Source organism: Pantoea sp. JKS000250 (assembly GCF_003201065.1).
Lineage (GTDB): Bacteria > Pseudomonadota > Gammaproteobacteria > Enterobacterales > Enterobacteriaceae > Pantoea > Pantoea vagans.
Genome location: NZ_QICZ01000001.1, coordinates 1,195,519 through 1,218,243 on the forward strand (window position 1 = coordinate 1,195,519; position 22,725 = coordinate 1,218,243).

Sequence of the window (22,725 nt, forward strand, 5' to 3'; positions counted from 1 at the left end):
GGTCGTTTAAAACATCAATTACATTGCCAGCCACGCGTACCCCTGGTTTTGCAGGGTTGATACCGTGGTTGGACTGGAAAGCGCATGGATGACTGATTTATCAATCCAGTTATTCGGATAGTGATGGAATGCCACGGACTGATCGCAGACCGAGACTTTCACTCCCGCCTGATTCAGCTCATTAATCAGCTTCAGGTTTGGATTTTCGATGCCATAAAACTGTTTGAAATGGGCGTTATCCAGCATGGCAGGCGTTGCGTCACCGGTGACCGAAACCACAAACTTCAGCTGGTCGGCCGGTACGCCAGAGGCGATATACAAATTCACCACGCGCGCCACACGCTCCAGTCCCAGATTCGGTGCGGTCATCGCGCCGTCGCTGCGGGTAATCTGGAAAACAATTTTGTTGCTCAGGCCCGCCACCGGTTTAAACGCAGCGTCAGGCTCGTAATGAATTTTGCCGTAGCCTTCAATCGCCGGGGTACTCCAGAATCCAGGCGCTTCCTGTGGCTCGGTTGCAAAATGACGTGTCACTTTGTCGTAAATATCGCCACTCTGTGTGACAGCCGCGCCAACGACGCCGCCAATAATGGCGATTAACGCGTATGAAACAACTGAACGCATAACACTTCTCTCCGGCAAATAATGTCTGTCAGATTCAGGGCTGAATCAGGTCGGCTATCTATACCACAGCGAAGGTTTAATTCTCGCTTCTGTAAATTCAGGTCAACGCGCTATTGATAACCGATGAAATTATTCACTCAGAGAATTAATCAAAGGTTTTCATCATGCAGAAAAAAGAGTCTTAGTCGCAGTGGATCTGACTATCACGAATTTAATCTCTTGCAGTTAAGTTGAGACGAGAAAATAACAGCCAGGCTTAGCTGGAATCAGGAAAAGTGTTGCAGGCAATACGATTTAATTAATCAATGGTGCAGAAACATTTTGCAGCTCAGCGCGGGCTGTTTTTTCAGAGTAGACCTGGAAAAACGCGTGCCATATTCAGTTTTTCTGATTGAATTTACATAACTTTAAAAAAAGAACGATTACGGTTCCGGATGTCTGCCAGCAGATTCTGCTTTATTCGGTCGAAGCACGACGGGAATAAACAGATAAGTGGCAAATTAGCGGCTCAGGACCCCGGGAAAACCTCGCCGGATTTTTTTCGTTTAACTGCGGTTTAAGTTGGCGGGATGTTCAGTTTTTTTCGTCAAAATCTGCGATCTTGCACAAATTACGCCAGGCACTGGCCAGAAAACGACATTTCTTTCTTTTGATGCTCTGGTTAAGATAGTCCCGAACCGCCGTTATCTGCGAAAAATGGAACATTCCCGCTGCGCACCTGTCCATTTTCAGGGCCTCTCTACAGGATTAAGGCATGTTGAACCGGTTAAAGAAAACGCTGATCGCCGCGCTCCTCCCGACGCTGATTTTCACCACTCTGACACCTGTCAGGGCCGATGTCAGTGACTCGCTTCCCGATATTGGCACCACGGCCGGTTCGACGCTGTCGATTAATCAGGAACTGCAGATGGGCGACTTCTATGTGCGCCAGCTGCGTGCCAGTGCGCCGCTGATCAACGATCCGCTGCTTAATCAGTATATTAATCAGCTGGGGCAGCGGCTGGTCTCGCATGCTGACTCCGTCAAAACCCCGTTCCACTTCTTTCTGATTCAGAACGATGAGCTCAACGCCTTTGCCTTCTTCGGTGGCAACGTGGTGCTGCACTCCGCGCTGTTCCGCTTTACCGAAAACGAAAGTCAGCTGGCATCCGTGATGGCGCATGAAATTTCACACGTCACCCAGCGCCATCTGGCGCGCGCCATGGAAGATCAGAAGCGTAATGCCCCACTCACCTGGGTCGGTGCGCTGGGCTCGATACTGCTGGCGATGGCGAGTCCGCAGGCGGGTATGGCCGCACTGACCGGCACCCTGGCGGGTACGCAGCAGGGGATTATCAGCTTTACGCAGGGCAATGAGCAGGAGGCTGACCGCATCGGCATTCAGGTGCTGCAGCGCGCCGGGTTCGATCCCCAGGCGATGCCGAACTTTCTGCAGAAGCTGGCCGATCAGAGTCGCTTCTCCTCGAAGCCACCTGAAATTCTGCTGACGCACCCCCTGCCCGACAGCCGACTGGCGGATGCCCGCAACCGTGCTAACCAGATGCGCCCGGTCGTCGTGCAGTCCACTGAAGATTTTTACCTGGCGAAGGTGCGTGCGCTGGGGATGTACGCCACCGGGCGTAATCAGCTCACTGACGAACTGCTGAGTCAGTATGCCAGCGGCAATGCGCGTGAGCAGTTGGCGTCACAATATGGCAAGGCCATACAGTTTTTACAGGCGAAGAGCTATGCCGATGCGAAGCGGATTATGACGCCACTGCTGGCGAAACAGCCTAATAATGTCTGGTTCCTGGATATCATGTCGGACATCGATATCGGCCTGAACCAGCCACAACAGGCTATCGCCCTGCTCACCGCCGCAACCGGTGCCAAAAACAGCCCGGTGGTGCAGCTCAACCTGGCGAACGCCTACGTGGAAGCGAAGCAGTATGCCAGTGCCAGCCGTATTCTGAACCGCTATACCTGGGCCAATAAAGACGATCCCAACGGCTGGGATTTACTGGCACAGGCTTCTGCACAGCAGGGACTGAATGATGAAGAGTTATCTGCACGGGCTGAGAGCCTGGCGCTGAATGGCCAGCTTGATCAGGCCATCACCGCGTTAGGCAGCGCCAGCGCACAGGTGCCACTCGGCAGCCTGAAGCAGGCGCGCTACGATGCCCGTATCGATCAGCTGCGCCAGTTGCAGCAGCGCTTTAAGCAATATCAGAAAGGCTGAGAAACGACGTAGCTGACATGCCAAAAATAAAAGGAGAGTCTTAAATGGTGACGATTTACCACAACCCGCGCTGCAGCAAGAGCCGCGAAACGCTGGCGCTGCTGAACGTCCGCGGCATTGAGCCGGAAGTGGTGCTCTATCTGCAGACGCCGCCCGATCGCGAGACGCTGCAGATTCTGCTACAGAAACTGGGGATGCAGAGTGCACGAGAGTTGATGCGTACCAAAGAGGCGATCTACAGCGAGCTGGCACTCGGCGACAAAAACGAAAGTGCGCTGCTGGATGCGCTGGTAGAAAACCCGGTGCTGATTGAAAGGCCGATTGTGATCAATGGCGATAAAGCGCGGATCGGACGTCCGCCAGAAGCGGTGCTCGACATTATTTAAAGGCCGAGCGTCTCTTTAACGAAGGGAATAGTGAGTTTACGCTGCGCGCTGATCGAGGCGCGATCAAGCCGATCCAGCGTATCAAACAGCGTGCGCATTTCACGATCCAGTCGCTTCAGCAGGAAGCGACCCACATCTTCCGGCAGCTCAAAACCACGTAACCCGGCACGTAGTTGCAGCGCCTGCAGTTTGTCTTCGTCGGAGAGCGGCTGCAGTCGATAGATCTGCCCCCAGTCCAGCCGCGAGGCGAGATCGGGCAGCTGCAGATTCAGCTGACGTGGCGGACGATCGCCGGTAATAAACAGGCGCGTATTGCCGGTTTCCAGAATGCGGTTATAGAGATCGAAGATCGCCATCTCCCACTCCGGTTCGCCTGCAATGCACTCGATGTTATCGATGCAGACCAGTGACAGCTGCTCCATTCCTTCCAGCACTTCCGGCACAAACCAGGTGCGTTTATCCAGCGGAACGTAACCGACCGCTTCGCTGCGCGCGGACATTTCAGCGCACGCGGCGTGCAGCAGATGGCTCCGCCCACCGCCTTCGCGTGACCAGAAGTAGAGATAGCTGCCATGTTGTTGGTTGAGAGCGCCTTTGAGTGCGGCAATCAGCGACGTGTTTTCCCCCGGCCAGAAGCTGGAGAAGGTTTCATCGTCGGGTAAATAGAGTGGCAATGACAATTGTGCCGGCGTGTTCAGAAGCACCTCAGCAAGAGAACAAGCAAAAAATCGGGGGAAGTCTAACACAGTTTTCAGAAAGAGATGAATGGGGCGTCCCTGCCCCGATCCTGTCAGGCGCGCTGCGATCAATGTTCGCGCGGTTCTTCAGCCTCCAGCACCACTTCTTCCGGACGCAACAGCGAGATCACGCGGAAGATCAGCGCCAGGCCAACACCCACGATCGTCGCCAGCGCCATGCCTTTCAGCTCTGCCGCACCGATATGTACCTTCGCTCCGCTGACGCCGATGATCAGGATCACCGAGGTCAGAATCAGATTCTGCGCTTTGTTGTAATCGACTTTGGATTCGATCAACACGCGGATACCGGATGCGCCAATCACGCCATACAGCAGCAGCGACACGCCGCCCATCACCGGCACCGGGATCGCCTGGATCACCGCCGCCAGTTTGCCAACGCAGGAGAGCAGAATCGCCAGAATCGCCGCACCGCCAATCACCCAGGTGCTATAGACGCGGGTAATCGCCATCACGCCGATGTTTTCACCGTAAGTCGTATTCGGTGTGGAACCGAAGAAGCCAGAAATAACGGTGGATAAGCCGTTGGCGAACATCGAACGATGCAGGCCGGGGTCGCGAATCAGATCTTTCTTCACGATGTTGGCCGTAACCACCAGATGACCGATATGCTCGGCAATGACCACCAGCGCCGCAGGCAGAATCGTCAGCATTGCCACCCACTCGAAACGCGGTGTATAGAAGGTTGGCAGGGCAAACCACGGGGCTTTCACCACGCCACTCCAGTCAACGATGCCCATAAAGGCAGAGAGCAGATAGCCTGCCACCACACCGACCAGAATCGGGATAATCGCCAGGAAGCCACGGAACAGTACCGAACCGAAGACCGTTACCGCCAGCGTGACCAGCGAAATCAGCACGGTTTTGCTGTCGGGCGCACTGCCTTCAACGGGCAGCAGGCCAGCCATATTGGCGGCGACACCCGCCAGCTCCAGACCGATGACGGCGACAATCGCGCCCATCGCCGCCGGAGGGAACATCACGTCGAGCCAGCCGGTTCCGGCACGTTTCACAATCAGCGCCACGATACAGAACAGCACGCCGCACAGGATAAATCCGCCCAGCGCGACCTCGTAACCCAGTGGCAGTAACAGCAGCACCGGCGAGATAAAGGCAAAACTGGAACCGAGGTAGGCAGGAATTTTGCCTTTACAGATAAAAAGATAAATCAGTGTGCCGACACCGTTAAACAACAGCACCGTCGCCGGGTTGATGTGGAACAGAATCGGCACCAGTACCGTGGCACCAAACATGGCAAACAGGTGTTGCAGGCTGAGTGGAATGGTTTGCAGTAACGGCGGCCGTTCACTGATGCCAATGGCGCGACGAGTCATCATTTATCCCCTTATGTTTTGTATCCCCGTGGGTTCGCGCCTCTGGCACAGCAGCAGGCACGCCGGTGCGCATTGCGGCAGACCGAATCCGTTCGGGGCATTATTTTTGTCAAAAAAAAGCCGACTCTCTGGTCGGCTGTGCGATTTATTTGGTTCCGAAAATCTTGTCCCCGGCATCGCCGAGCCCGGGAATGATGTAACCCTTTTCGTTCAGTCCCTGATCCACTGACGCGGTGTAAAGCTCGACGTCAGGATGCGCTTTCTCCAGTGCGGCAATCCCTTCTGGCGCGGCAACCAGAACCAGCACTTTGATGCTGGTGCAGCCCGCTTTCTTCAGCAGGTCGATTGTAGCAATCATGGAACCACCGGTCGCCAGCATCGGGTCGACCACCAGCGCCAGGCGCTCTTCGATGTTAGAGACCAGCTTCTGGAAATAGGGAACCGGCTCCAGCGTCTCTTCATCACGGTAAACACCCACCACGCTGATACGGGCGCTGGGAACGTGTTCCAGCACCCCTTCCATCATGCCCAGGCCGGCACGCAGGATCGGGACCACCGTGATTTTTTTGCCTTTGATCTGATCGATCTCTACCGGGCCGTTCCAGCCCTCAATGGTCACGCGCTCTGTTTCCAGATCGGCGGTCGCTTCGTAGGTCAGCAGGCTGCCCACTTCAGAGGCCAGCTCGCGAAAACGCTTTGTACTGATATCATGCTCACGCATCAGGCCCAGTTTATGTTTGACCAGCGGGTGTCTGACTTCCACGATCTTCATTGGTGTTCTCCCGGAATGAGTTGAGCTAAAAAAAATCGCGGGATTATACCGCCTTTTGCACGCTGCGCCACCTGCTCTTGCGCAAAGCCGTGGGTTTTACCGGGACAAACAGAGGATTAATGAAAATCGCCCGATGCGCAATGCCGGACTCGCAAACGTTTGCCTGCACTGATAGAATTGCCGCGCTTTATTTTAAACCACCAACCGCAACTCGCGTGGGGACCTCGCAGTGACCGACAAAACCTCTCTCAGTTACAAAGACGCCGGTGTTGATATTGATGCTGGTAACGCTCTGGTTGACCGTATTAAAGGCGTAGTGAAAAAGACGCGTCGCCCGGAAGTGATGGGTGGACTGGGCGGTTTTGGTGCGCTTTGCGCGCTGCCGCAAAAATACCGTGAACCCGTGCTGGTCTCCGGCACCGATGGCGTAGGCACCAAGCTGCGTCTGGCGATGGATCTCAAACGTCACGATGCCATTGGTGTTGACCTGGTCGCGATGTGCGTCAATGACCTGGTGGTTCAGGGCGCCGAGCCGCTCTTCTTCCTCGACTACTACGCCACCGGCAAACTGGATGTGGATACCGCCTCTGCGGTGATCACCGGCATCGCCGAAGGGTGTCTGCAGTCAGGTTGTGCGCTGGTGGGCGGTGAAACCGCTGAGATGCCAGGCATGTATCACGGCGAAGATTACGACGTGGCCGGTTTCTGTGTCGGCGTGGTGGAAAAGTCAGAAATTATCGACGGCAGTAAGGTGCAGGATGGCGACGTACTGATCGCCCTCGGCTCCAGCGGCCCGCACTCTAACGGCTATTCGCTGGTGCGCAAGATTCTGGAAGTCAGCAACACCGATCCGCTGGCTGAACAGCTGGAAGGCAAACCGCTGGCCGATCATCTGCTGGAACCGACCCGCATCTACGTGAAAAATATCCTGAGCCTGATTGAGCAGGTCGATGTGCACGCTATCGCACACCTGACCGGCGGCGGCTTCTGGGAAAATATCCCGCGCGTCCTGCCCGACAATACCCAGGCTGTCATCGACGAGAAGAGCTGGCAGTGGCCGGCGGTCTTCAGCTGGTTACAGCAGGCGGGCAACGTCAGCCGTTTCGAGATGTACCGCACCTTTAACTGCGGCGTCGGCATGATCATTGCACTGAGCCCGGCAGACGCGGACAAAGCGATTGCGCTGATGCAGGCCGCAGGCGAGAAAGCCTGGAAGCTCGGCGTGATCAAAGCGTCGGATGCTGAAGAGCGTGTGGTCATCAACGGATGAAAAAGCTGGTTGTACTGATTTCCGGCAACGGAAGTAACCTTCAGTCCATCCTTGACGCCTGCGAAAGCGGGCGGATTCACGGCAGCGTCGCTGCCGTGTTCAGTAACCGTGCTACTGCTTATGGGCTGACGCGGGCGCAGGAGGCGGGGATCCCCGCCCACGCGCTTGCCGCCAGCGACTTCGCTGACCGGGACGCTTTTGATCGTCAGCTCATCGCTGAAATAGAAGCCTACCGTCCGGATTTGATTGTGCTGGCGGGTTATATGCGCATTCTCAGCAGCGCGTTCGTGGCGCATTTTCACGATCGCCTGCTGAACATCCATCCTTCCCTGCTGCCGAAATATCCAGGACTGCATACGCATCGTCAGGCGCTGGAAAATGGCGACAGCGAACATGGCACGTCCGTGCATTTCGTGACGGATGAACTGGATGGCGGTCCGGTGATCCTGCAGGCTAAAGTCCCGGTCTTTCCTGACGATAGCGAAGCGGAGATTACCGAGCGGGTGCAGCACCAGGAACACGCGATCTATCCGCTGGTGATTGGCTGGTTTGTTGAAGGCCGGCTGCAAATGCGTGATGGCAAGGCCTGGCTGGATGGCGAACCGCTGCCACCGCAGGGCTATGCTAACGACTGATGCACCGGAAGCCAGGGCTTCTTATGAAGTACTGGCAGAGTAAAGGCTCAGGGAGCCTATGCCCTCCGTAAAGACGCAAAAAATGCCATCCATGGCCCGCGATGCTTTACTACGGGCATAGGCTCCCATCGCTTTAAGCATATGAGCCGTCTGACACAAAAACCTGTTCTGCTCCCGATGCTGGCTCAGCCGTAGCGTCCCGTAATGTAATCTTCGGTCCGTCGCTGTTTCGGCGCGGTAAAGATCCGGTCGGTCTCATCAAACTCCACTAACGCGCCCTGATGCATAAACGCGGTGAAATCGGACACGCGCGACGCCTGCTGCATGTTGTGCGTCACCAGCACCAGCGTGAAGTGCTGCTTCAGGGTGGTCATCAGCTCTTCAATCACCAGTGTGGAGATCGGATCCAGCGCGGAGGTCGGCTCATCCAGCAGCAGCACTTCCGGCTCAATGGCAATGGCGCGGGCAATCACCAGCCGCTGCTGCTGTCCGGTCGAGAGCGTCAGCGCATTCTGTGACAGCTGATCTTTCACCTCACCCCACAGCGCCGCCGCACGCAGCGCACGCTCACACGCCTCGTTCAGTACCCGCCGATCGCGCACACCCTGTAAACGCAGCCCGTAAACCACATTTTCATAAATCGATTTTGGAAAAGGATTAGGCCGCTGAAACACCATGCCGACCCGACGGCGCAGCGCGGAGAGATCCTGTTCGGGGCGCAGGATCGGCTGCGATCCCAGCAACACTTCACCCTCTACCCGGCAGTGATCAATCACGTCGTTCATGCGATTAAAGCAGCGCAGCAGCGTCGACTTGCCGCAGCCCGAGGGGCCAATCAGCGCAGTAATCCTGTTTTTCGGCACCTGCAGCGAAATATCCTGCAGCGCCTGGCGCTCGCCATACCACAGCGACAGATGGTTAACGGTCAGCGCGATATCCGTGTCGGACGTCATAGTCATAGCCTGTTATTGAGTCATAAGGCGATAGCGTTCACGCAGACGGTGACGCAGGCCCATCGCCAGCAGATTAAGCGACAGAATAATCAGCACCAGCAGCAACGCGGTGGCGAACACCAGCGGCCGGTCAGCTTCAATATTCGGACTCTGAAACGCCAGATCGTAAATCTGGAAGCCCAGATGCATAAACTTGCGATCCAGATGCAGATAAGGGAACACCGCGTCGACCGGCAGTTCCGGCACCATTTTCACCACGCCCACCAGCATCAGCGGCGCGGTTTCACCTGCTGCACGCGCCACCGCCAGAATCAGGCCGGTCAGCATGGCCGGCACTGCCATTGGCAGCACCACATTCCACAGCGTTTCCGCCTGGGTCGCGCCCAGCGCCAGCGAACCCTGCCGCAGGCTGTTGGGAATCCGCGATAAGCCCTCTTCGGTCGCCACAATTACTACCGGCAGCGTCAGTAACGCCAGGGTCAGCGACGCCCAGAGTAAACCTGGCGTGCCGAAGGTGGGATTAGGCAGTGCGCTGGCAAAAAAGAGCTGATCAATCGTGCCGCCCACCAGCCAGACAAAGAAGCCCAGACCAAACACCCCATAAACAATGGAAGGAACGCCGGCCAGATTGACTACCGCGATGCGCACCAGCCTGGTCAGCGCATTCCGTCCGGCATATTCATGCAGCCAGATAGCGGCGACGACGCCCAGCGGCATCACCACCACCGACATCAGCAGCACCATCAGCACGGTGCCGAAAATCGCCGGAAACGCGCCGGATTCACTTTCGCCCCCGGCAGGTGAATCACTGACGAAACGCCACAGCTGATGCAGAAAATGTCCGGTTTTTCCGGTCAGCGTCATCGCGTTCGGCTTCCAGCTGTCGACGATTTCGGTCAGCGGAATCGCATGTTCATTGCCCTGCCCATCCCGCAGGATTAACAGATCGCGCTGACTCTGCTGTTGCAGAGAAGCCAGTGTCTCACTCAGCTGATTAAAGCGGCGCTGCAGTGCGGCCTGATTCGCCTGATATTCTGACTCTGCCTGCAGATCAAAGCGTCCGGCAGCCCGGTTTGTGCCCGCCTGCTCATCAAGCTCTTCACGCTGGCTGTTGAGGCGCGCCATATCCACCCGGCGAATCTGGTTAGCCTGCCGCACCAGCATCTGTACCTGACCGAGCCGCTGATGCAGCAGCGCATCGGGATTCTGTGCAGTTAACTCTTCGTTATCTTCACGCAGGCCGACAAACCAGCCATAGGCCTGACCGTGGCTGCGCCGCTGCAGCACCATGACGTCCGGCGGCTGACTGATTTTTGCCGCTGTACGGCTGTAGACCACGCGGAAATCGGGAGCGTCCCAGTCGCGGTTACCGGTTTTAATCAGATAGCGATTCACCTGACCACCACTATTGCCCTGCTCATCGGCCGGCGCTGGAAAGTGCCGCTGATGTTCCAGGGTTTCACCCAGCAGGCGCGTTTCACCGCCTTCAGGCTGGCTGAAGGTATAGAGATCCACGCGCTGCGGCCAGAAAGCACGGACGCCCTGCCACGCCAGTAGCCCAATCAGCAGCGTGAAGGCCAGCAGGCAGACGGCGACGGCACCCGCGGTTAACCAGCGCCAGCGATCGTTTTGTCGCATCGCCTTCATGCCTGCTCCTCCTGCTGGCTGTAACGCTGACGCAGCCGCTGGCGGATCAGTTCGGCAACCGTGTTAATCACCAGCGTAAACAGCAGCAGCATCAGGGCGCTGAGAAACAGCACGCGATAGTGCGCACTGCCCGCTGCCGCTTCCGGCATCTCAATGGCGATGTTGGCGGACAATGCGCGAAGACCGCTGAACAGGCCACCTTCGCTTTGCGGCGTGTTCCCGGTCGCCATCAGCAAAATCATGGTTTCTCCCACGGCGCGTCCCAGACCGATCATCAGCGCGGCAAAAATCCCGGCGGAGGCGCCCGGCAGGACGACGCGGGTCAGGGTTTGCCATGGCGTCGCGCCCAGTGCCAGCGAACCCTGGCCCAGCGCCGCAGGTACGCTGAAAAGTGCATCTTCAGAAAGGGTGAAGATCAGCGGCACCAGCGCAAAGCCCATCGCCAGCGCGGCCACCAGCAGATTGCGCTGCTCGTAATGGGGCAGCCAGTCGCCCGCATCCGGTATAAACAGCGTCGGCAGCCACAGTGTCAGCAGTGTAACCAGCAGCAACAGCGGCAGCAGAATCACTACTTCCCGGCCCGGCTGACGCCAGCGCGGCGGTAAACGCGCGCTGAATACACCACACAGCAGCAGCGCGCCTGCCAGCGTCAGGGGCAGCAGCAGTACCCCCACCAGCGCCTGACCAATATGTGGCGCAAGCCAGATCCCGGCAATCAGCCCCACCACTACGCTTGGCAGCGCGCCCATCATTTCAATGGCTGGTTTAACCCAGCGCCTCAGCCCCGGTGCCATGAACCATGCGGTGTACATCGCCGCGGCCAGCGCCAGCGGCGTGGCAAACAGCAACGCTAAACTGGCCGCTTTCAGCGTTCCCGTGACCATCGGCATCAGGCTGAACTTGGCCTGATAGCTGTCACCGGCGGCGGTGGATTGCCAGACCCAGTCGGGTCCGGGGTAGTTTTCATACCAGATTTTCTGCCAGAAATTACGCCAGGTCACATCCGGCCACGGATTATCGAGCCGCAGGGTTTGCCAGCTTCCCGCCCGCTCAATCAGCAGGCTGTCGCCATGGGGTGAAAACTGCGCCTGCACGATGCCGGGTTCAAGCTGACGCTGCAGTATCGGGCCAGTCTGCTTGCTGGCGAACAGTTGCAGCATCCCCTGTTTACTGAGCGTCGCAAACACGCGACGCTGTGATTCTGTCACCAGAATCGTTTCGCCATCGCTGTGCGCAAAGGTCCGGATACGCTGCAGGCGCGGCCCCTGATCGCTGGCGATAGCAAACCACTGGGTGACACCGCTGCGATCCTGAATCAGCAGGCTTTTGCCGCCCACCAGCAGATGCAGACTTTGTGGGGGCTGCGACAGAGTATGCGTTTCGCGCAGCAGGGCACGGTCATCGTCCAGCTGCCAGACCCGCAGCAGCGTGCCGTCGGTGGTGTAGAGCAGATCGCCGGAGGGCGAGATCGCCAGCAGATCAAGCTGGCGTTGCGGCAGCGGGATAACCGACGCCTGACGATCGGTGCCCAGCGTCAGCACCCGCAGTCCGGCCTCAGTGAGAGCAGCGATGCGCCACTGACCCGCATGACGCGTCGCCAGCGCCATCTTTGTCACTGCGCCATCAGGCAGATGAAAGGGTTTGTCGCCCAGCGGGAAGCGCCACTGCTGGTCGGTCGCAGGCTGCATCAGCGTCAGCGCGCCCTGCATATTCAGTAGCAGCGTCTGCCCATCGGCACTCTGCACCACCTCATCAGGCGCCGGGGTCAGCGCCAGCGCCGGTTCCGCAGGCTGACCATCCAGCGGAATAAAACGTGCTGCACCGTGCGCGCTGATACGCCAGCCAATGTTGCCCTGATTGCCTATTGCTAAAGCGGGCGTACGATCCCAGAGTTGCTGGCTGGCCGCGATTTGCAGGCCCGGCGCATTAAACAGCGGTAATACCACGCCAATCAGCCAGCAGAACAGCAGCAGCATCAGTAGCAGGATCGCGACGCCACAGCAGGTGATCAGCCGCCGCGTCAGACGATCAACGGCACGACGCTTGCGATCGCTGAATTGGACAGGAATGTGGTTTGCGCTCATGCGGTTCCGGTAGCAGGCCAAAATAAGCCGCTATGTTGCCCGTAGCCGATTGATAAGACAACTCCTGGCGTTGGACAACGCTGCCATACTCTCGCCATAATGTTGGTGGATACTGGATCTTCAGTCCTGCAACCGCTAAATGGAGTGAGAATGGGTCAGGTAAAGCTTTATATAGAAAAAGAATTAAGCTGGTTATCCTTTAATGAACGGGTTTTGCAGGAAGCAGCAGACAAAAGCAATCCACTGATTGAGCGGATGCGCTTTCTGGGCATCTACTCCAACAATCTCGACGAATTCTATAAAGTGCGTTTCGCCGACCTCAAACGCCGCATTCTGATTGGTGAAGAGCAGGGTTCCGCCAGTACGCCACGCCATCTGTTTAAGAAAATTCAGCAGCGGGTGATGAAGTCCGATCAGGAGTTCGACGCACTTTATAACGACCTGCTGCTTGAGATGGCACGTAACCAGATCTTCCTGATCAATGAACGCCAGCTGTCGCCCAACCAGCAGGCGTGGCTGCGCCACTACTTCAAACATGAACTGCGTCAGCATATCTCCCCGATTCTGATCACCCATGAAACTGACCTGACCGAATTCCTTAAAGATGATTACACCTACCTGGCGGTAGAGATTATCCGTGGTGACGATATTCGTTATGCACTGCTGGAGATCCCGTCCGATAAAGTGCCGCGCTTCATCAATTTACCGGCAGAGCCACCGCGCCGTCGCAAGCCAATGATCCTGCTGGACAACATCTTACGTTACTGCCTGGATGATATTTTCAAAGGCTTCTATGACTACGACGCGCTTAACGCCTATTCAATGAAAATGACGCGTGACGCCGAGTACGATCTGGTGACGGAGATGGAGTCGAGCCTGCTGGAGCTGATGTCCTCCAGCCTGAAGCAGCGACTGACGGCGGAGCCGGTGCGGTTTGTCTATCAGCGTGACATGCCAGAGGCGATGGTTGAGCTGCTGTGCCACAAGCTCTCGATTTCCAACTTTGACTCAATACTGCCGGGCGGCCGCTATCACAACTTCAAAGACTTTATCGGCTTCCCGAACGTAGGTAAAAACAACCTGGTTAACCGCCCGCTGCCGCAGATTCGCCACATCGGTTTTGATGGCTTCCGCAACGGGTTTGATGCGATCCGCGACCGCGACGTACTGCTCTACTATCCGTACCACACCTTTGAGCACGTGCTGGAACTGCTGCGTCAGGCGTCGTTTGACCCCAGCGTGCTGGCGATCAAAATCAACATCTACCGCGTCGCTAAACACTCCCGCATCATGGATGCGATGATCCATGCCGCCTATAACGGTAAAAAAGTCACGGTGGTCGTTGAGCTGCAGGCACGCTTTGATGAAGAAGCCAATATTTACTGGGCGAAACGCCTGACCGAAGCAGGCGTGCATGTCATTTTCTCCGCACCCGGCCTGAAAATTCACGCCAAGCTGTTCCTGATCTCACGCCACGAAGGCGAAGAGATTGTGCGCTACGCGCATATCGGCACCGGCAACTTTAACGAGAAAACCGCGCGGCTTTATACCGACTACTCATTGCTGACCGCGGATGCACGCATCACCAATGAAGTACGCCGGGTGTTCAACTTTATTGAGAATCCTTACCGGCCCGTAACGTTCGATCACCTGATGGTGTCGCCACAGAACTCACGCCGGATGCTGTATGAACTGATCGACACCGAAATTGCCAATGCACAGCAGAATAAGCCCTGCGGCATTACTCTGAAAATCAATAATCTGGTGGACAAAGGTCTGGTAGATCGGCTTTATACAGCCTCCAGCGTAGGGGTGAAGGTTAATCTTCTGGTGCGCGGAATGTGCTCATTAATCCCTGACCTGCCGGGGATCAGTGAAAATATTCGTGTCATCAGTATTGTTGACCGTTATCTGGAACACGATCGCGTCTATATTTTTGAGAATGGCGGCGATAAGAAGGTGTTCCTCTCCTCCGCTGACTGGATGACACGTAACATTGATTACCGCATCGAAGTGGCCGTGGCGATCCTCGATCCCCACATCCGGCAGCGCATACTCGACATTATTGCTATTCAGTTGAGTGATACGGTGAAAGCCCGCATCGTCGATAAAGAGTTGAGTAACCATTACGTCCAGCGCGGCAACCGTCGTAAAGTGCGCTCGCAGCTGGCCATCTATGATTACATCAAGAAACTGGAACAACCTGAATAAATCCTATGCCAATTTCTCATAAAAGTACGCCAAAACCCCAGGAGTTTGCGGCGATTGACCTGGGCTCGAACAGTTTCCATATGGTGATTGCGCGGGTCGTCGATGGTGCGATGCAGGTACTGGGCCGCCTTAAACAGCGCGTCCATCTGGCTGACGGGCTGGATGCTCAACACAACCTCAGCGAAGAGGCAATGGAGCGGGGATTAGCCTGTCTGGCTCTGTTCGCCGAGCGCCTGCAGGGGTTCAGTCCCAGCAACGTGACGATTGTCGGCACCCATACGCTGCGCGAGGCGGTCAACGCCGAAACCTTCCTGCAGCGGGCTGCTGAGGTGATCCCCTATCCGATCGAAGTGATTTCAGGCCATGAAGAGGCGCGTCTGATCTTTATGGGTGTTGAACACACGCAGCCGGAGAAAGGTCGCAAGCTGGTGATCGACATCGGCGGCGGCTCCACCGAGCTGGTGATTGGCGAGGATTTTGAACCGCAACTGGTTGAGAGCCGACGCATGGGTTGCGTCAGTTTCGCCCAGCTCTATTTCCCGAAAGGCGAAATCAGTCGTGAAAACTTCCGTCGCGCCCGCTTAGCGGCTGCGCAGAAGCTGGAAACGCTGGCGTGGCAATACCGTCTGCATGGCTGGCAATATGCGCTGGGTGCGTCCGGCACCATCAAGGCCGCCTGCGAAGTGCTGCAGGCGATGGATGAGAAAGAGAAGCTGATTACGCCTGAGCGCCTCGACAAGCTCTACGACGAGGTGATGAAGCACAAATCCTTTGCGGCCCTCAGCCTGCCGGGCCTGTCGGAAGAACGCAAAGGGGTGTTTGTACCCGGACTGGCGATTCTGTGTGGCGTGTTTGATGCGCTGGCGATTCGCGAGCTGCGTCTTTCTGACGGTGCGCTGCGTGAAGGCGTGCTCTATGAAATGGAGGGCCGTTTCCGCCATCAGGATATTCGCAGCCGTACGGCGCAAAGTCTGGCAAATCATTACGCCATCGACAGCGATCAGGCGCGCCGCGTGCTGGACACCACCGAGCAGCTTTACCTTCAGTGGAGCGAGCAGAACCCGAAACTGGCCAATCCGCAGCTGGCCGCCCTGCTGAAGTGGGCGGCGATGCTGCACGAAGTGGGTCTGACGATTAATCACAGCGCCCTGCAACGTCATTCCGCCTATATCCTGCAAAATACCAACCTGCCGGGCTTCAATCAGGATCAGCAGATGCTGCTGGCGGCGCTGGTCAGATTCCACCGCAAAGCGGTGAAGCTCGACGAGTTGCCGCGCGTCACGCTGTTCAAGAAAAAGCAGTTTGTGCCGCTGATTTTCCTGCTGCGCCTGGGTACCCTGCTGAACAATCAGCGCCAGGCCACTACGCGTCCGGATGCGTTAACTCTGAAATGCGATGACGGCCACTGGACGCTGATTTTCCCAGCGGGCTACTTCAACCAGAACAACCTGGTTCAGCTCGATCTGGAACGTGAGCAGGTTTACTGGAACGACGTCACAGGATGGAAGCTGATCCTCGAAGAAGAAGCCTGACAACCCGGGCGCCTGGCGCCCGTTTAACTGAATTGATGAATATGACACAACCAACTGCACCACTTTCAGGCGAAAACTATTTTGCCGAAATCTATGGTTTAACATCGCCCCACTCCGAAGTGGTTGCGGCTCTGCCTCAGCTCAACGTCGGCAAGGCGCTGGATCTGGGCTGTGGCGTGGGACGCAATACGCTGTTTCTGAACCAGCACGGCTTTGACGTCACGGCATGGGACCATAATCCGCAAAGCCTGGCCCGCCTGCAGGATATTATTGCCCGGGAAAACCTCAGCGGAATTCACACCGAGCAGCGCGACCTGAACAACACGCGGTTTAATGGCGGCTTTAACTTTGTGCTGTCGACCGTGGTGATGATGTTTTTGCAACCGCAGACCATTCCACAGCTGATTGCTGACATGCAGGCCTGTACGGTCAGGGATGGTTTCAACCTGATTGTGGCGGCGATGAATACGGAAGATATGCCCTGCCCGGCTGATTTCTCCTTTGCTTTCAAGTCGGGCGAATTGAGCCACTACTACCGTAACTGGCACATCGTGAAGTACAACGAACATCCCGGCCAGCTGCATCGCAAAGATGAAAATGGCAACCGCATTACCTGCCGCTTTGCTACGCTGCTGGCACAAAAAGCGAGTTACTGATCTTTATCTGCTGTTTTTTTCAACAGCGATTGATTTCATCAGGCGACTGTGACTAAATATTGCAGTCGCCCCTGATGGGGTCATTACAGGAACCACCCCGCGTGAACAGCGCTATTTCTCCCCGAAGACGTCAAAAAACCGGCACCATGACCCGTATTGTGCTGCTGATCAGTTTTATCATTCTCTTTAGTCGCCTGATATTTATCCTGCCCGCTGCCTTCGAGCATCACCAGCAACAGAAAGCGATTCCTGAACCGGTTACCGTTACATCAGGTGATACGCGCTAACGAATACTGACTTTTCGCCTGAAAGACTTCTTAAAAGTAAATGTTATCCAGACAACTGGACTCTTTTTTGCATCCCTTTTTCAGGCGAAACGCTACACTTCGTGCTGGTGCTTTCAGACTAAAGGGATCTCATTGTGTCTGCCTCTCACTCTCAACGTTTAAGTGAAATACGTCATCGCATTCTGACGCTGCTGCTCAACGAGCACGATCTGGTTGATGCTCTGCTGGAGAAATCCGGCGATCTCAATCCTGAACAGCAACGTGAAAATGCGGCCCAGCGTGATGCGCTGGAACAGGACATTCTGCAACTGCATGCCGCTGACCTCGCGGATATTCTCGAAGCCCTGCCCGAAGAGGAGCGTCAGGCGCTGTGGCGGCTGGTGCCAAATGAGCGGCGCGGCCACGTGCTGGTTGAAGCCTCTGAAACGGTCTGGGCCAGCCTCACCGAGGAGATGAGCGATCGCGATATTCTGCGAGCTATCCAGCCGCTGGATATCGACGACCAGGTCTGGCTGGCGCGTTATCTGCCGCGTGACCTGACCGGACGCCTGCTGGCAACCGTGGAGCCTGCTCTACGCGCCCGCATGCTCGATATGGTGCAGCTCGACCGCGATCGCGTGGGCCGGGTGATGGATTTCAATATCCTGACGGTGCGCGACGATGTCACGCTGGCAACGGTGCAGCGTTTTCTGCGTAAGCGTAAAGACATGCCAGGCGGCACGGATAAGCTGTTTATCACCAATAAAGAGAATCAGCTGCTGGGCGAGCTGATGCTGACAGATATCCTGCTTAACAAACCTAAAACCCTGGTGAGCGACGTCATGAATGCGCGCCCGACCACCTTCCAGCTCAACGATAAGGCCGAAGACGCCGCCAGCGCCTTTGAGCGTTATAACCTGATATCTGCCGCCGTCACTGACGCAAAAGGAAAACTGATTGGCCGTGTCACCATTGAAGACATCATCGACCTGGTCAACGCCGAAAACGAAAGCAACATCCGTAAAATGGGCGGTATCAGTCAGGAAGAGGATGTTTTCGCGCCGGTGCGTAAATCGGTGCGTAAACGGTGGGCCTGGCTGGCGATTAATCTCTGTACCGCTTTTGTCGCCTCGCGCGTTATCGGGCTGTTTGAAGGGACGATTTCGCAGATCGTCGCGCTGGCAACCCTGATGCCCATTGTCGCGGGTATCGGTGGCAACACCGGTAACCAGACCATCACCATGATTGTGCGGGCGCTGGCCTTACATCAGGTTGAACCGGGTAACTTCTCGTTTTTGATTGTCCGTGAACTTGGCGTGGCGCTGATCAACGGCCTGTTCTGGGGCGGCATCATGGGCGGCATTACCTGGATCATGTATGACAATATGGCACTGGGCGGGGTCATGATGCTGGCCATGGCGCTGAACCTCCTGCTGGCCGCGCTGATGGGCGTGCTGGTCCCACTGGTGATGACCAAAATGAAGCGCGATCCGGCTGTGGGTTCCAGTGTGTTGATCACCGCACTGACCGATACCGGTGGCTTCTTTATCTTCCTGGGGCTGGCGACAATCTTCCTGCTGCCGCACTGATCAGATGTGAAGACCGTAACGTTGCAGCGACCCGTTAAGATTGCGCTGTCGCGTCACCTGTGCCAGCTCACGTGTCGCTGCGGGCAGCGTATAATTACCGCGCTGGCTCAGCCACTCCAGTACATCCGCTAAGTGCCAGATAGCGGTTTTACCGTCATGCACCGGCAGCGGAAACGGCGGGCGGTGGCTGAGCATCAGCTTACGCATATTCTGTCGCGTCATGCCGATGATCTCCGCCACATCTGTCAGGCCCACAAAATCGGGGGCTGCTTCCACCAGCGTGGCGCCCGGTATCGCTCGCAGTACATCCTCTTCCGCCTGCTTTAATACGTCCGTTGCAGAGTCAGACTCCCTGGTGAACTCCAGTGCAATTCGTCCAGGCATCCCCAGACCGATCAGCGCATCGTCACAGCCTGCTGCTGCCAGCGTTTCCAGCATCTCATCCACCGGCGCATGCCCTTCCGGCAGGCTGAACCGTAGCGTAAAACAATATTCCATATGCCTCTCCTTGTGCTGTCTCAGGACTTCAGATAGTGACAGTTATCGACCACGCGCCGCAGCGCACGGGCATGATGATGTACGTTTTTTGGTGTGCTCCAGATACAGGTCAGACAGAACTCCCCGCATCGGCACATCAACAGATTTTTCGGGCAGTACATTTTGCCCCAGGCATGATGGCCTCCGGTAACCACCAGCCAGCCGTGGGATTCGGCGTAACGTAACGCCATCTCTATCTCTTTACTGGGATGCCGCTTCCTTGCCATATGTGCCCCTATGCTGACGCCGAATGAAAGAGTTGTCAACTGACAACTCAATGAATATTTCTTAATATGGCTCAGCATGCGGAGACTTTTTCTCGCAGTAAAACAGTCAGGGTATAAACTGGAAAACGTCACGCAAAAAACGATCGGCAGCAGTAACGATAATTAATGGAGGCAATATGTTTAAAGCAGAGGATTTTGTTCAGTCGAAAACCGGCGGCCCTAAAATGCAGGTGCTCCGCGTAGAAGGCGACACCCTGTGGTGCGCGCGCATTGATGATGCGGCGAAGAAAGAGATCGAAGTGAAGGCAGAGAGCGTCAACCTCTATCATGAAGAAGGTGACTTTGGCGTGTGCTGAGGCAAAACGGCCCCTGACGGGGCCATATTGTCAGGGCTTGTCCTGCTGAAGATTGTCGTTGCCCAGACCGCCAATAAACGGCAGCCGCAGCCGGAATGGCGAAAAATCGAGTCCCATGTTCAGACCCAGCAGGTTCATTTCAAATCCCTCTTCTGCACCCAGTGTCACGCCCGCCACGCCCAGAATCGACACCTGCACACCGCGCCCGGATGGCGGCAGCCCGACAGGACGCCACAGTGGCCGGTAATCTTTGCCCAGCGCATTGGCGGGGAGATCCAGCCTCAGGGCGGGCACTTCACGGCCAATGTGTGCCAGGAAGGTGTTGCTGTTCGGACCTGGCCAGGCACGGTAGGTTGTCGGCCACGGATACGATTTAATGGCGGCTTCTATCTGCGGGATCATTGCTTCAGCTTCCGGTCCGCGATGTTCCACCAGCAGCCGCGGTTTTGCGCCATACCAGTAACCATCCGGCAGGTTGGTGTTGCGGCGGACCTTATCACCACTGCCCCAGCTAATCACTTCATAGCGCGTGTAGTGTGTTTCACCCGCACGCTTGAAGATGATCCACGGATGCACCGCCACCCGCCCTTTCCAGCCATAGGTCGGCGCGGCATAGACCTGCACGATAGCCAGGCTATATAAAGCGCGCGGATCGGGCGCTATGCCAGCCGAATCACGCCGGGCAGTCGCCCAGCCACCTGACTCTGAACTTTCGCCGTGACGCGTTGCCTGCGCAATGCTGGCTCCGAGCGATAACAGCAGTACGGCAACAAAAAACAGGCTGAACACTTTCAGTGAGAGCATGACAACATTCCTGGTGACGTAAGAATCACGAAATGCCTGATCAGCAGGCGGTTTCAGTAAGTGGTGGCGTTGGGATAGATCGGTGAAAGCGGGACACAGCTGAAGTGAAGTGCAGCTTTTACTGCATGGAGGATAGCGTAATTCCCGGCAATGTGAACAGAAAACCGTCAGATGGCTATCCGGATGTGCCGAAAGGTTAAAGCGGGGAGTCTGCGTGTGTTTCAGGCAATAAAAAACCCGCTGGAAGCGGGCTTTTTAGGCATCAGGGTTTAATCGGCGCGAACCGGTTTATTCCCACTCAATCGTCGCCGGTGGCTTACCGCTGATGTCATACACTACACGGGAAATACCGTCGACTTCATTGATGATGCGGTTAGAGACGCGGCCCAGGAAATCATACGGCAGGTGCGCCCAGTGTGCGGTCATAAAGTCGATGGTTTCTACCGCGCGGAGCGAGACAACCCAGTCATATTTACGGCCATCACCCATCACGCCAACCGAGCGAACCGGCAGGAAGACGGTGAATGCCTGGCTGACTTTGTTGTAGAGATCCGCTTTGTGCAGCTCTTCGATGAAGATAGCATCGGCACGACGCAGCAGGTCGCAATACTCTTTCTTCACTTCGCCCAGTACGCGCACGCCCAGACCCGGACCCGGGAACGGATGGCGGAACAGCATGTCGTATGGCAGGCCCAGCTCCAGACCAATCTTGCGCACTTCGTCTTTGAACAGCTCTTTCAGCGGCTCAACCAGGCCCATCTTCATCTCTTTCGGCAGGCCACCGACGTTGTGGTGCGATTTGATCACGTGCGCTTTACCGGTGGCAGACGCCGCCGATTCAATCACGTCCGGATAGATGGTGCCCTGCGCCAGCCACTTCACGTCCTGCAGTTTCAGCGCTTCTTCGTCGAACACTTCCACAAAGACGCGACCAATGGTTTTACGCTTGGCTTCAGGTTCATCAATACCCGCCAGCGCATCCAGGAAGCGCATTTCAGCCGGTATATGGATGATGTTCAGACCAAAGTGGTCGCCAAACATATCCATCACCTGCTGTGCTTCGTTCAGACGCAGCAGGCCGTTATCCACAAACACGCAGGTCAGGCGGTCACCAATGGCGCGATGCAGCAGCATTGCGGTCACAGAGGAGTCCACGCCACCTGACAGACCGAGGATCACTTTGTCGTTACCCACCTGCTCACGCAGGCGCTCAACGGCATCTTCAATGATTTTGGCAGGGGTCCACAGGGCTTCACATTCACAGATGTCGATGATGAAGCGCTCGAGCATCCGCAGACCCTGGCGGGTGTGGGTCACTTCCGGGTGGAACTGCACGCCGTAGAAACGCTTCTCTTCGTTGGCCATGATAGCGAACGGACAGCTTTCTGTGCTGGCAACGGTCACGAAGTCAGCCGGGATCGCCGTGACTTTGTCGCCGTGGCTCATCCAGACATCCAGCAGCGGTTTACCCGCAGCGCTAATCGCATCTTCGATGTCGCGAACCAGCGCGCTTGGCGTGGTGACTTCGACCTGCGCATAACCAAATTCGCGCTCATTTGATCCTGAAACGGTGCCGCCCAGCTGCATCGCCATGGTCTGCATACCGTAGCAGACACCCAGCACCGGCACGCCAGCGCTGAAGACATATTCAGGTGCACGCGGGCTGTTCAGCTCGGTGGTGCTTTCCGGGCCGCCGGAAAGGATGATGCCGCTTGGGTTGAACTGGCGGATCTGCTCTTCGGTGACATCCCATGCCCAGAGTTCACAGTAAACGCCGAGTTCGCGCACGCGGCGGGCAACCAGCTGAGTATATTGTGAGCCGAAATCGAGAATCAGAATGCGGTGCTTATGGATATTTTCCGTCGTCAT

The 22,725-nt window shown here is 56.4% G+C and carries 21 protein-coding genes; 10 read left to right on the plus strand and 11 right to left on the minus strand.

The features are described from left to right. Positions 1–18 precede the first annotated feature (18 nt). Entirely contained in the window at positions 19–624 is a 606-nt protein-coding gene (locus BY447_RS05730) for a DsrE family protein (RefSeq protein WP_013358697.1), read from the minus strand. A 754-nt stretch (positions 625–1,378) separates the two neighbouring features. On the opposite strand from BY447_RS05730, the gene BY447_RS05735 reads away from it, so the two are divergent. Together BY447_RS05735 and arsC are read left to right on the plus strand one after the other, a co-directional pair. Beyond that, positions 1,379–2,842: a tetratricopeptide repeat protein gene (locus tag BY447_RS05735; RefSeq protein ID WP_107320009.1), complete on the plus strand. Its 1,464-nt coding sequence runs from the start codon at positions 1,379–1,381 to the stop codon at positions 2,840–2,842. A gap of 44 nt (positions 2,843–2,886) precedes the next feature. Beyond that, positions 2,887–3,228 (plus strand): arsenate reductase (glutaredoxin), encoded by a 342-nt coding sequence (gene arsC / locus BY447_RS05740; RefSeq protein ID WP_095706808.1) that lies wholly within the window; start codon positions 2,887–2,889, stop codon positions 3,226–3,228. Here the strand turns inward: arsC and hda are convergent. The 3 genes from hda to upp form a co-directional block, all read right to left on the minus strand. Next, complete coding sequence (gene hda / locus BY447_RS05745; RefSeq protein WP_218832236.1) at positions 3,225–3,926, minus strand: DnaA inactivator Hda; 702 nt, start codon at positions 3,924–3,926, stop codon at positions 3,225–3,227. The genes arsC and hda overlap by 4 nt on opposite strands. A 107-nt stretch (positions 3,927–4,033) precedes the next feature. Further along, positions 4,034–5,317: a uracil permease gene (gene uraA, locus BY447_RS05750; RefSeq protein ID WP_110330728.1), complete on the minus strand. Its 1,284-nt coding sequence runs from the start codon at positions 5,315–5,317 to the stop codon at positions 4,034–4,036. A gap of 145 nt (positions 5,318–5,462) precedes the next feature. After that, positions 5,463–6,089 (minus strand): uracil phosphoribosyltransferase, encoded by a 627-nt coding sequence (gene upp, locus BY447_RS05755; RefSeq protein ID WP_009088774.1) that lies wholly within the window; start codon positions 6,087–6,089, stop codon positions 5,463–5,465. 229 nt (positions 6,090–6,318) lie between these two features. Here upp and purM point away from each other — a divergent pair, with 229 nt between their 5' ends. After that, on the plus strand, positions 6,319–7,359 hold the full coding sequence (gene purM, locus BY447_RS05760) for a phosphoribosylformylglycinamidine cyclo-ligase (RefSeq protein WP_033783865.1): 1,041 nt from the start codon (positions 6,319–6,321) through the stop codon (positions 7,357–7,359). After that, on the plus strand, positions 7,356–7,994 hold the full coding sequence (gene purN, locus BY447_RS05765; RefSeq protein WP_110330729.1) for a phosphoribosylglycinamide formyltransferase: 639 nt from the start codon (positions 7,356–7,358) through the stop codon (positions 7,992–7,994). Before purM ends, purN begins: the two co-directional genes overlap by 4 nt. Positions 7,995–8,179: 185 nt before the next feature. On the opposite strand, the gene pstB is transcribed toward purN, so the two are convergent. The 3 genes from pstB to BY447_RS05780 are packed head-to-tail and all read right to left on the minus strand — an operon-like array spanning position 8,180 to position 12,678. After that, on the minus strand, positions 8,180–8,947 hold the full coding sequence (pstB, locus tag BY447_RS05770; protein ID WP_095706806.1) for a phosphate ABC transporter ATP-binding protein PstB: 768 nt from the start codon (positions 8,945–8,947) through the stop codon (positions 8,180–8,182). Positions 8,948–8,959: 12 nt separating this feature from the next. Then, complete coding sequence (gene pstA / locus BY447_RS05775; protein WP_110330730.1) at positions 8,960–10,594, minus strand: phosphate ABC transporter permease PstA; 1,635 nt, start codon at positions 10,592–10,594, stop codon at positions 8,960–8,962. Next, the gene (locus BY447_RS05780; RefSeq protein WP_110330731.1) at positions 10,591–12,678 is read right to left on the minus strand and encodes an ABC transporter permease subunit; all 2,088 of its coding nucleotides are present in this window, start codon (positions 12,676–12,678) and stop codon (positions 10,591–10,593) included. The genes pstA and BY447_RS05780 overlap by 4 nt, the downstream gene beginning before the upstream one ends. A gap of 150 nt (positions 12,679–12,828) precedes the next feature. On the opposite strand from BY447_RS05780, the gene ppk1 reads away from it, so the two are divergent. From ppk1 to mgtE, 5 genes are all read left to right on the plus strand, one after another. After that, a complete protein-coding gene (gene ppk1, locus BY447_RS05785; protein ID WP_110330732.1) occupies positions 12,829–14,889 on the plus strand; it encodes a polyphosphate kinase 1 in 2,061 nt (686 codons plus the stop codon). A gap of 5 nt (positions 14,890–14,894) precedes the next feature. Then, positions 14,895–16,421 (plus strand): exopolyphosphatase, encoded by a 1,527-nt coding sequence (ppx, locus tag BY447_RS05790; RefSeq protein ID WP_013358707.1) that lies wholly within the window; start codon positions 14,895–14,897, stop codon positions 16,419–16,421. A gap of 41 nt (positions 16,422–16,462) precedes the next feature. Continuing rightward, a complete protein-coding gene (tehB, locus tag BY447_RS05795) occupies positions 16,463–17,077 on the plus strand; it encodes a tellurite resistance methyltransferase TehB (RefSeq protein ID WP_110330733.1) in 615 nt (204 codons plus the stop codon). Between the two features lie 101 nt (positions 17,078–17,178). Next, positions 17,179–17,364, plus strand: a complete 186-nt coding sequence (locus BY447_RS05800) for a YfgG family protein (RefSeq protein WP_013358709.1) — start codon at positions 17,179–17,181, stop codon at positions 17,362–17,364. 134 nt (positions 17,365–17,498) lie between these two features. Next, on the plus strand, positions 17,499–18,932 hold the full coding sequence (mgtE, locus tag BY447_RS05805) for a magnesium transporter (RefSeq protein WP_110330734.1): 1,434 nt from the start codon (positions 17,499–17,501) through the stop codon (positions 18,930–18,932). On the opposite strand, the gene BY447_RS05810 is transcribed toward mgtE, so the two are convergent. Both BY447_RS05810 and BY447_RS05815 read right to left on the minus strand, forming a co-directional pair. After that, the gene (locus tag BY447_RS05810; RefSeq protein ID WP_110330735.1) at positions 18,933–19,430 is read right to left on the minus strand and encodes a helix-turn-helix transcriptional regulator; all 498 of its coding nucleotides are present in this window, start codon (positions 19,428–19,430) and stop codon (positions 18,933–18,935) included. A 20-nt stretch (positions 19,431–19,450) separates the two neighbouring features. After that, positions 19,451–19,696, minus strand: coding sequence for a hypothetical protein (locus BY447_RS05815; RefSeq protein WP_061063102.1), 246 nt, complete (start codon positions 19,694–19,696; stop codon positions 19,451–19,453). A 176-nt stretch (positions 19,697–19,872) separates the two neighbouring features. On the opposite strand from BY447_RS05815, the gene BY447_RS05820 reads away from it, so the two are divergent. Beyond that, a complete protein-coding gene (locus BY447_RS05820; RefSeq protein WP_013358712.1) occupies positions 19,873–20,052 on the plus strand; it encodes a hypothetical protein in 180 nt (59 codons plus the stop codon). Positions 20,053–20,082: 30 nt separating this feature from the next. On the opposite strand, the gene BY447_RS05825 is transcribed toward BY447_RS05820, so the two are convergent. Further along, positions 20,083–20,856 (minus strand): DUF3750 domain-containing protein, encoded by a 774-nt coding sequence (locus tag BY447_RS05825; protein ID WP_110330736.1) that lies wholly within the window; start codon positions 20,854–20,856, stop codon positions 20,083–20,085. A 288-nt stretch (positions 20,857–21,144) separates the two neighbouring features. Further along, a complete protein-coding gene (gene guaA / locus BY447_RS05830) occupies positions 21,145–22,725 on the minus strand; it encodes a glutamine-hydrolyzing GMP synthase (RefSeq protein ID WP_095706801.1) in 1,581 nt (526 codons plus the stop codon).

What these genes read in the sequence shown, in the direction of transcription:
- BY447_RS05820 (WP_013358712.1), top strand. Translation starts at nt 19,873, where the DNA reads ATGTTTAAAGCAGAGGATTTTGTTCAGTCGAAAACCGGCGGCCCTAAA.
- BY447_RS05825 (WP_110330736.1), bottom strand. Translation starts at nt 20,856, where the DNA reads ATGCTCTCACTGAAAGTGTTCAGCCTGTTTTTTGTTGCCGTACTGCTG.
- BY447_RS05735 (WP_107320009.1), top strand. Translation starts at nt 1,379, where the DNA reads ATGTTGAACCGGTTAAAGAAAACGCTGATCGCCGCGCTCCTCCCGACG.
- arsC (WP_095706808.1), top strand. Translation starts at nt 2,887, where the DNA reads ATGGTGACGATTTACCACAACCCGCGCTGCAGCAAGAGCCGCGAAACG.
- upp (WP_009088774.1), bottom strand. Translation starts at nt 6,089, where the DNA reads ATGAAGATCGTGGAAGTCAGACACCCGCTGGTCAAACATAAACTGGGC.
- BY447_RS05815 (WP_061063102.1), bottom strand. Translation starts at nt 19,696, where the DNA reads ATGGCAAGGAAGCGGCATCCCAGTAAAGAGATAGAGATGGCGTTACGT.
- tehB (WP_110330733.1), top strand. Translation starts at nt 16,463, where the DNA reads ATGACACAACCAACTGCACCACTTTCAGGCGAAAACTATTTTGCCGAA.
- pstA (WP_110330730.1), bottom strand. Translation starts at nt 10,594, where the DNA reads ATGAAGGCGATGCGACAAAACGATCGCTGGCGCTGGTTAACCGCGGGT.
- BY447_RS05780 (WP_110330731.1), bottom strand. Translation starts at nt 12,678, where the DNA reads ATGAGCGCAAACCACATTCCTGTCCAATTCAGCGATCGCAAGCGTCGT.
- purN (WP_110330729.1), top strand. Translation starts at nt 7,356, where the DNA reads ATGAAAAAGCTGGTTGTACTGATTTCCGGCAACGGAAGTAACCTTCAG.
- guaA (WP_095706801.1), bottom strand. Translation starts at nt 22,725, where the DNA reads ATGACGACGGAAAATATCCATAAGCACCGCATTCTGATTCTCGATTTC.
- pstB (WP_095706806.1), bottom strand. Translation starts at nt 8,947, where the DNA reads ATGACGTCCGACACGGATATCGCGCTGACCGTTAACCATCTGTCGCTG.
- uraA (WP_110330728.1), bottom strand. Translation starts at nt 5,317, where the DNA reads ATGACTCGTCGCGCCATTGGCATCAGTGAACGGCCGCCGTTACTGCAA.
- BY447_RS05730 (WP_013358697.1), bottom strand. Translation starts at nt 624, where the DNA reads ATGCGTTCAGTTGTTTCATACGCGTTAATCGCCATTATTGGCGGCGTC.
- ppk1 (WP_110330732.1), top strand. Translation starts at nt 12,829, where the DNA reads ATGGGTCAGGTAAAGCTTTATATAGAAAAAGAATTAAGCTGGTTATCC.
- ppx (WP_013358707.1), top strand. Translation starts at nt 14,895, where the DNA reads ATGCCAATTTCTCATAAAAGTACGCCAAAACCCCAGGAGTTTGCGGCG.
- BY447_RS05810 (WP_110330735.1), bottom strand. Translation starts at nt 19,430, where the DNA reads ATGGAATATTGTTTTACGCTACGGTTCAGCCTGCCGGAAGGGCATGCG.